The 7726-nt window shown below is 62.2% G+C and carries 7 protein-coding genes and 1 tRNA gene; 1 reads left to right on the forward strand and 7 read right to left on the reverse strand.

What is annotated here, in order from left to right:
• Nucleotides 1-353 precede the first annotated feature (353 nt).
• The 7 genes from J7573_RS21040 to J7573_RS21070 form a co-directional block, all read right to left on the reverse strand.
• Nucleotides 354-429 (reverse strand) — tRNA-Thr (locus tag J7573_RS21040).
• Between the two features lie 97 nt (nt 430-526).
• Nucleotides 527-775, reverse strand: coding sequence for a hypothetical protein (locus tag J7573_RS21045; protein ID WP_294340009.1), 249 nt, complete (start codon nt 773-775; stop codon nt 527-529).
• A 394-nt stretch (nt 776-1169) separates the two neighbouring features.
• Complete coding sequence (locus J7573_RS21050; protein ID WP_294340011.1) at nt 1170-2375, reverse strand: methyltransferase; 1206 nt, start codon at nt 2373-2375, stop codon at nt 1170-1172.
• A 136-nt stretch (nt 2376-2511) separates the two neighbouring features.
• Nucleotides 2512-3201 carry an ABC transporter permease gene (locus J7573_RS21055; protein ID WP_294340013.1) on the reverse strand — a complete coding sequence of 230 codons (690 nt, stop codon included), beginning with the start codon at nt 3199-3201 and terminating at the stop codon, nt 2512-2514.
• Nucleotides 3202-3894 (reverse strand): ABC transporter permease, encoded by a 693-nt coding sequence (locus tag J7573_RS21060; RefSeq protein ID WP_085677909.1) that lies wholly within the window; start codon nt 3892-3894, stop codon nt 3202-3204.
• 57 nt (nt 3895-3951) lie between these two features.
• Nucleotides 3952-4713, reverse strand: coding sequence for an ABC transporter substrate-binding protein (locus tag J7573_RS21065; RefSeq protein ID WP_060512252.1), 762 nt, complete (start codon nt 4711-4713; stop codon nt 3952-3954).
• Between the two features lie 11 nt (nt 4714-4724).
• Nucleotides 4725-5498, reverse strand: a complete 774-nt coding sequence (locus J7573_RS21070; protein WP_085677911.1) for an ABC transporter ATP-binding protein — start codon at nt 5496-5498, stop codon at nt 4725-4727.
• Nucleotides 5499-6142: 644 nt separating this feature from the next.
• On the opposite strand from J7573_RS21070, the gene gabP reads away from it, so the two are divergent.
• Complete coding sequence (gabP, locus tag J7573_RS21075) at nt 6143-7528, forward strand: GABA permease (protein WP_294340021.1); 1386 nt, start codon at nt 6143-6145, stop codon at nt 7526-7528.
• The last annotated feature ends 198 nt before the right edge of the window (nt 7529-7726 follow it).

Here is a 7726-nt window from a genome sequence, read left to right on the forward strand (position 1 = left end):
CCCCGTAATTGCCTGGTCAAGGTGTTGCTTTCATCGCAACGCCTGGTGTGCCCATCGTTTCGGGTTAGTCAGGCCCGGCTATACACAACCCCCTGGGCATCGCTTAAACAATGGCTATACACAACCCCCCTCGCATCGCCACATTTCTGCTGAGCTGCGCCCACCATCTTTCACTGAGCACTGAGCACTGAGCACTGAGCACTGAGCACTGAGCACTGAGCAGTCTCATTCGGGAGGGTAGCTCCTGGAGGGGGTGGGCGAGGAAACGGGGAACGAACGGGGAAAATTCAGAAGCCAATGGTCCAAAAACGAAAAAGGCCCACCGCAAGGTGAGCCTAAGTCGTTGATTTATATGGTGCCGGCACCAGGAATCGAACCCGGGACCTACTGATTACAAGTCAGTTGCTCTACCATCTGAGCTATACCGGCAATGGGGCGTCATTATAACGATCGGTTGGCGCCTGTAAACCACTTCCTTGCGAAAGCGTGCAAATAGCCTAAGTCACCGGTCCAAAAGGATATTTTCTTACCAACCGCGATGGATGGTGTTGACGTTCGGCTCGCTCTTTCCTGGGTTGAAAAACAGCTTGTCGTTGTCGCAGCCGCGCTTGCGGCACGGGCTTTCGACGCGCAGGGGCAGGCCGTTGTCGCCGCCCAGCTGCATGCCGGGGGTGTTCCAGTCCAGGTTGCTGGCGGGGTGCGGGGCGGGGCTATTGCTGCAGGCGCCAAGGGACAGGGTGAGGGCCAGCAGGGCAAGGGGTTTGGCTTGGATCACGATGGTGTAGTCCGTTAGTCCATTGTCGGTTCTGGCGCAACGCCAGACGGTCGCAGGGCTGGCGGGCAGCGTGCGACGTAGCTTTTTAATGATTTGGGGGGCGGATGATACACCGGTGGGCCTCTTCGCGGGTGAACCCCCTCCCACAAAAAGCAGCGCGCTACGCTGGGAAATTGGCCTTGCGCAGCATGCACAACGAGAGCTTATGCACAAGAGGCATTGTCGCCTTGCGCGAAAGGCATGCCGCCTCTCCATACCGCCGGTCTTTGCGCAAACACCTGTTTTTACTGGGCTTGAGGCGTATGTGGGAATAAGCCAAACACTTGAAATAGCGCCTGGCTCCATTCAGTCATCAAAAGCTTGTTCACAGAGTTATCCACAGGTTGTGCTGCGGCTAACGGTCACGTTCGGCTAGTAGCAGCAGGTTGCGTGGGGTGAGTGGGTAATCGCAGAAAGTGCCCAGGCGAACGTTGTAGCCCTGATCTTCGAGGAACAAGGCACGGTCGAGCACCAACCACAGCTCCAGCGGGCGACGGAACAGGTTGCGCAGGCGCTCGAGGTTGCGCACCTCGGCCAGGCGCCGCCAGCCGGCGGCCTCCAGCGCGGCCCAGTCCGGGTTGCCTCTCAGCTCGACCTTGCGCAGGTCGGCCAGCTCACGGCAATACTGCTCGAAAGGCTTATCCAGCCAGGCGATCGGCAGGGAAGGCGTGGACAGGTATTCATCGCACTGGCGCTGTTCGCGCTGCAGCAGGTCGAAGCCCAGGCGCCGGGCCATGGAGCAGTCGCGTTGATGCCGCACGCGGGCGCTGGCGGTGACGGCTTCGTTCAGCGGCAGGCCCAGGTCGATCATGCTCAGCTGCAGCGGGGAGTGCTGTGCGGCTGTGGATAACGGCTGATAGTACTCGCCGGGGATGCGGTTGTAGCAGCAAGGTGCCACGGCCAGGTGGCGGCAGCCTTGCTGGCTTGCCTGGCGCAGCAGGTGCACGTGCAGTTCGCCGCAGGCGTGCAGGGCGACCACGCTTTTCTCGTGGTTCAGGTGCTGGGTACTGCCGGCAGCCATCACATCCTGGTGGACGTGGGTCGCGGGCAGGTGATGGTGATCGCTCAGGGCCTGGCCAGCGGCGACCAGTTCAGGGTTGTACTCCAGGCAGGTCAGCTGCTGGCCGGGTTGCAGCAGGCGTCGGCCGAGGTGGCCTTTGCCGGAGCACCAGTCGAGCCAGTGACGGGTGTGCTCGCGAAAGCCCAGGCGGCGGCTGAAGGCTTCGATCTGCTGCCATTTACGGCCCGGGACGTTGACGTCGAGGCGGTGGCCGGCGCTGGGCAGGCCGGTGTCGGGGAGCTCGCCCAGGGCTGACAGTTGCTGGGCTTGCGCGGCCAGTTGTGGGAACGGGGCGGGCAGGCCTTGCGGGTTGATGTCGGCTTCGGCGTCGGCCAGGGTGCACTGGCGCAAGTGGGCGGCGAGTTCGGGGTATTCGGTTTCCCAGTCCAGGCGCAGGGCGGTGAAGGGCCGGGGTTTCCACAGCGGCTGGTGCTCGGTCAGGAACTGGTCGAGGGCCTGGAAGCGGTCGTACAGTTGGTGGCTGTGGAGGTAGGTGGACATGGGGCAAGGCTTGAGGTGGGTGGTGGTTTTGGGGGCCTCTTCGCGGGCACGCCCGCTCCCACAGGTATAGCGCCTAACTTAAGAATGGCGCTACACCTGTGGGAGCGGGCGTGCCCGCGAAGACGGCAGTGAAGGTTCAGCGGCCCTGGCAGGCGTCCACGCGCAACCAGCGCTCCAGCAGTTTGAAGCCTTGCACCAGCACGAACGAGATCACCAGGTAGAACACCCCGGCAGCGAAGAAGATCTCTACCGGCAGGTAGGTCCGGGCAATGATCGTGCGGGCCATGCCGGTCAGGTCCAGCAGGGTCACGGTGCTGGCCAGTGCGCTGGCCTTGAGCATCAGGATCACTTCGTTGCTGTAGGCCGGCAGGCCGATGCGCGAGGCGCGCGGCAGCATGATGTAGAACAGCGTCTTGCCTCGTGACATGCCCAGTGCCCGTGCCGCTTCGATCTCGCCCTTGGGGATCGACTGCAGCGCGCCGCGCAGGATCTCGGCGATGTAGGCGGCGGTGTGCAGGGTCATGGTCAGCGCCGTGCACCAGAACGGATCGCGCAGGTACGGCCACAGCGAGCTGGAACGTACCGCGTCGAACTGCGCCAGGCCGTAGTAGACCAGGAACAGCTGCACCAGCAGCGGCGTGCCACGGAAGAAGAAGATGTAGCTGAACGGCACGGCGCGCACATACCAGTGGCGCGAAGAGCGGGCGATGCCCAGCGGGATGGCCAGGATGAGCCCGGCGACCACCGCAATGGCCAGCAGCTCCAGGGTCAGGGTCGCACCCTGGGCCAGGCGCGGCAGCCATTTGATGATGACTTCCCAATTCATTTATTCGGCCCTCGCAAAGCCGCGAGCGGCGCGTTTTTCCATGAAGTGCATGCCGGTCATGGCGATGATGGTCAGGCTCAGGTAGATGCAGGCAGCGACCATATAGAACGTGAACGGCTCTTTGGTCACGGTCACGCCGATCTGCGCGTGGCGCATGATCTCTTCCAGGCCGATCACCGACACCAGCGCGGTGTCCTTCATCAGGATCATGAACAGGTTGCCCAGGCCCGGCAGGGCGATGCGCCACATCTGCGGCAGAATGATCCGCGACAGGATGCGTCCTTTGGACAGGCCCAGTGCCAGGCCTGCCTCACGGTGGCCCTTGGGGATCGCCAGGATCGCACCACGGAACACTTCCGTGGCGTAGGCGCCGAAGCACAGGCCCAGGGCGATGACGCCGGCAGCGAAGGCGCTGAGCTCAAGGCCCGGCATGTTCAGGGCTTCGCCGAGGCTGTTCATCAGGCCTACCGTGCCGAAGTAGATCAGCAGGACCCAGAGCAGCTCGGGCACGCCACGTACCAGGGTCGAGTAGAAGCCGCCAAGCCATTGCAGTGGCTTGATCGAGGAAGTCTTGGCCAGGGCGCCGAGCAGGCCCAGGACCAGCCCCAGCAGCAGGGCGCAGAGCGCCAGTTTTACGGTCATCAGGGTGCCGGCCATCATGGCCGGACCGAATCCGTGCAGGTCGATATTCATGGGCAACTGTGTTCAAGGGACAGGCACCGCGTCAGCGGCGATGCCTGTCGGGGCGAATCAATAGATGCTGAACGGGAAGTACTTGTCGTTGATCTTCTTGTAGGTGCCGTCGGCGACAATTTCCTTCAGCGCGGCATTGAGCTTGTTACGCAGCTCGTTGTCGCCCTTGCGTACGGCAATGCCAACCTTGTCGCTGTCGTTGACCGGCTCGCCCTTGAACTCGTAGTTCTTGCCGGCTTCGGATTTCAGCCAGTCGTAGTTGGCGTATTTGTCGGCCAGGATCGCGTCGACGCGGCCGGCGGTGAGGTCGAGGTAGGCGTTTTCCTGGCCGTCGTACAGGTTGACCTTGAACTTGCCGTCCATGCCGCCGTGGTCGTCGAGCCAGGTCGCGGCCTGGGTGGCGCGCTGGGTGCCGATGGTCTTGCCTTCGAGCGACTTGTCGTCAGTCTTGAAATCGACGTTCTTCGGCGCGATGAACTGCTGCTTGTTCGAGTAGTACGGGTCGGTGAAGTCAACGGCCTGCTTGCGCTCGTCGGTGATCGACAGCGACGAGATGATGAAGTCGAACTTCTTGGCGTTCAGGGCCGGGATGATGCCGTCCCAGTCGGAGGTGACCACTTCGCACTCGACTTTCATCTTGGCGCACAGGGCGTCGCCGATGTCCTTGTCGAAGCCGACGACCTGGCCGCTGGCATCCTTGTTGTTGAACGGTGGGTAGGCGGCTTCGATACCCATGCGCAGTTTTTCCGCGGCCATGGCGTTTGCCGACATCACCAGGGTGGCAGCGGCTGCCAGGAGGAACTTCTTGTAAGTGTGCATGTATTGCTCCGTTAGCGGTGGCTGGACATGAATTGCTTGCAACGCGCCGAGGTCGGGTTCTCGAAGACCTGCTGCGGCGATCCTTGCTCTTCAACCAGGCCCTGGTGCAGGAAGACCACTTCACTGGACACCTGGCGGGCAAAGTTCATCTCGTGCGTCACCAGCAGCATGGTACGGCCTTCTTCGGCCAGTGCGCGGATAACGTTAAGCACTTCCTGGACCATTTCCGGATCGAGCGCCGAGGTCGGCTCGTCGAACAGGATGACCTTGGGCTTCATGGCCAGGGTGCGGGCGATGGCAGCACGTTGCTGCTGGCCACCGGAAAGCTGGGCGGGGTAGCTGTGGCGCTTGTCGTAGATGCCGACCTTGTTCAACAGGGCTTCGGCGGCTTCGATGGCCTCGGCCTTGCTCTGGCCGAGCACGCGGCGTGGTGCCTCGATGATGTTGTCGAGGATCGACATGTGCGGCCACAGGTTGAAGTTCTGGAAGACGAAGCCGATCTCGCTGCGCAGGCGATTGATCTGGCGGTTGTCGGCGGCGATCAGGTCGCCGTTCTTGGCGGCCTTGAGCTTGAGGCTTTCGCCGGCAACCAGGATTTCGCCCTGATGCGGGTTTTCCAGCAGGTTGATACAGCGCAGCAGGGTGGACTTGCCGGAGCCGGACGACCCCAGGATGGAGATCACGTCACCGTCGCGCGCGGTCAGCGAAATGCCCTTGAGAATTTCCTGCTCGCCGTAGCGTTTGTGCAGATTGCGGATTTCCAGCGCGGGCGTGGCCTGGGCCATGTGCGGTCCTCATGTGATCGGGTGCGTTCCCAGCTGTTGGCGGCCTTCCTGGCGAGCGCCACGCTAGCATAGCGGCAATATGACGGCCAACAGGGTCGCAGGGGGCTCAAGGCGTTGCCGGGGCAGTTTGTCGCATCGTTGCAGTGCAACGTCGCGCAGATGTCCGCAAAGGGTCTCGCCCAGCTCCATAGCCTTGATGAAAAAAGGCGCGATGGTGCCAGTTTTGGCCGGCACTGGGAAGCTGTTTTAGACCATTCGCGGCCCATTCGCGGCTCTGGCCTGCTGCTGCGGGTGCGACTACGACCTGTTGATCCGGAGACTTGAGGTTGTACCTTTGGGTTGCGCTTCTGTGCCTTGCGCGGGTGCAAAGGTGTTACCGAGGAGCACCTTTGGGGCGTTTGTAAGTGGGTATTTCAGTAATCCGGACCTGGCAGGTGGATTTGGCGACCTTTCGGTCAAAGGTTGGCCGAATGCCCTGCAACCCGCGCCGTTAAAAGGTTGAGGTATCAATCTGACGAATGCATTCAGCACATGGCGCGCTTATTGCCAGTAGGAAACCGCCGATTGCAGCGACGCCTAGGCCAACCCCAGGTGCGCTCTGTTCCCGCAGTCGGAGTGGTCCACTCCTTACAAAGGTAGTTTTAATGAGCGGTAACAATTCCAATGACCTCGCTCAGGGGCTCAAACAACGGCATGTCACCATGCTGTCCATTGCTGGCGTTATCGGCGCCGGTCTGTTCGTGGGTTCCGGCCACGCTATCGCAGCGGCCGGCCCGGCCGTACTGCTGGCCTATGCCGCCGCGGGTACCTTGGTGGTACTGGTAATGCGCATGCTCGGCGAAATGGCGATCGCCTCGCCGGATACCGGTTCGTTCTCTACCTACGCCGACCGTGCCATTGGCCGCTGGGCCGGTTTCACCATCGGCTGGTTGTACTGGTGGTTCTGGGTGCTGGTCATCCCGCTGGAGGCCAACGCTGCTGCAGCCATTCTCCACGCCTGGTTCCCGTCCGTGGACCTGTGGGCCTTCTCCCTTCTTATTACCCTGGCGCTGACCCTGACCAACCTGTGCAGCGTGAAGAACTACGGTGAGTTCGAGTTCTGGTTCGCCCTGCTCAAGGTGCTGGCGATCATCGGCTTCATCGTCGTCGGCTGCATCGCCATGTTCGGCTTGGCGCCAAGCAGCCAGGTGAGCGGTGTTTCGCACCTGTTCGATACCCAGGGCTTCATGCCTAACGGCTTGGGCGCGGTGCTGGCGGCCATGCTGACCACCATGTTCTCGTTCATGGGTACCGAAATCGTCACCATCGCGGCTGCCGAATCGAAAGACCCGGGCAAGCAGATCAGCCGTGCCACCAACTCGGTGATCTGGCGTATCTGCCTGTTCTACCTGGTGTCGATCTTCCTGGTCGTGGCCCTGGTGCCGTGGAACGACCCGGCGCTGGCCGAAGTCGGTTCCTACCAGACCGTGCTCAGCCGCATCGGCGTGCCAAATGCCAAGCTGATCGTCGACATCGTCGTACTGGTCGCTGTGACCAGCTGCCTGAACTCGGCGCTGTACACCTCGTCGCGCATGCTGTTCTCGCTGAGCAAGCGTGGCGACGCCCCGGCCATCGCCCAGCGCACCACCAAGGCGGCTACCCCGCATGTGGCCGTTCTGCTGTCGACCGCTGCCGCGTTCCTCTGCGTGTTCGCCAACTACGTGGCCCCGGCCCAGGTGTTCGAGTTCCTGCTGGCCAGCTCCGGCGCCATCGCGCTGCTGGTGTATCTGGTGATTGCCGTGTCGCAGCTGCGCATGCGCAGCCAGCGTGAAGCCCGTGGCGAGAAGATCGCCTTCAAGATGTGGCTGTTCCCGGGCCTGACCTGGGCAACCATCGCCTTCATCGTTGCCGTGCTGGTGGTGATGGCGCTGCGTGAGGATCACCGTGCCGAGATCATCGCGACTGCGCTGCTGAGCATTGGCGTGGTGGCGGCTGGCTTGCTGGTGCACCGCAAGCGTGAAGCTGCCGGGCGGGTGGCGCTGGATAACTGATCCGCGCTGCTTGAAATGAAAAGGCCGCGTCCTCTACAGGGCGCGGCCTTTTTTATTGTCTGTACCGGCCCTTTCGCGGGCACGCCCGCTCCCACAGGTACTGCACCGCTTTCGAAACCTGTGGTGTTCCTGTGGGAGCGGGCGTGCCCGCGAAAGGGCCGGTACAGACAATAAAAAAGGCCGCGCCCTGTAGAGGAC

It is taken from the genome of Pseudomonas sp., assembly GCF_017744435.1.
Taxonomy (GTDB): domain Bacteria; phylum Pseudomonadota; class Gammaproteobacteria; order Pseudomonadales; family Pseudomonadaceae; genus Aquipseudomonas.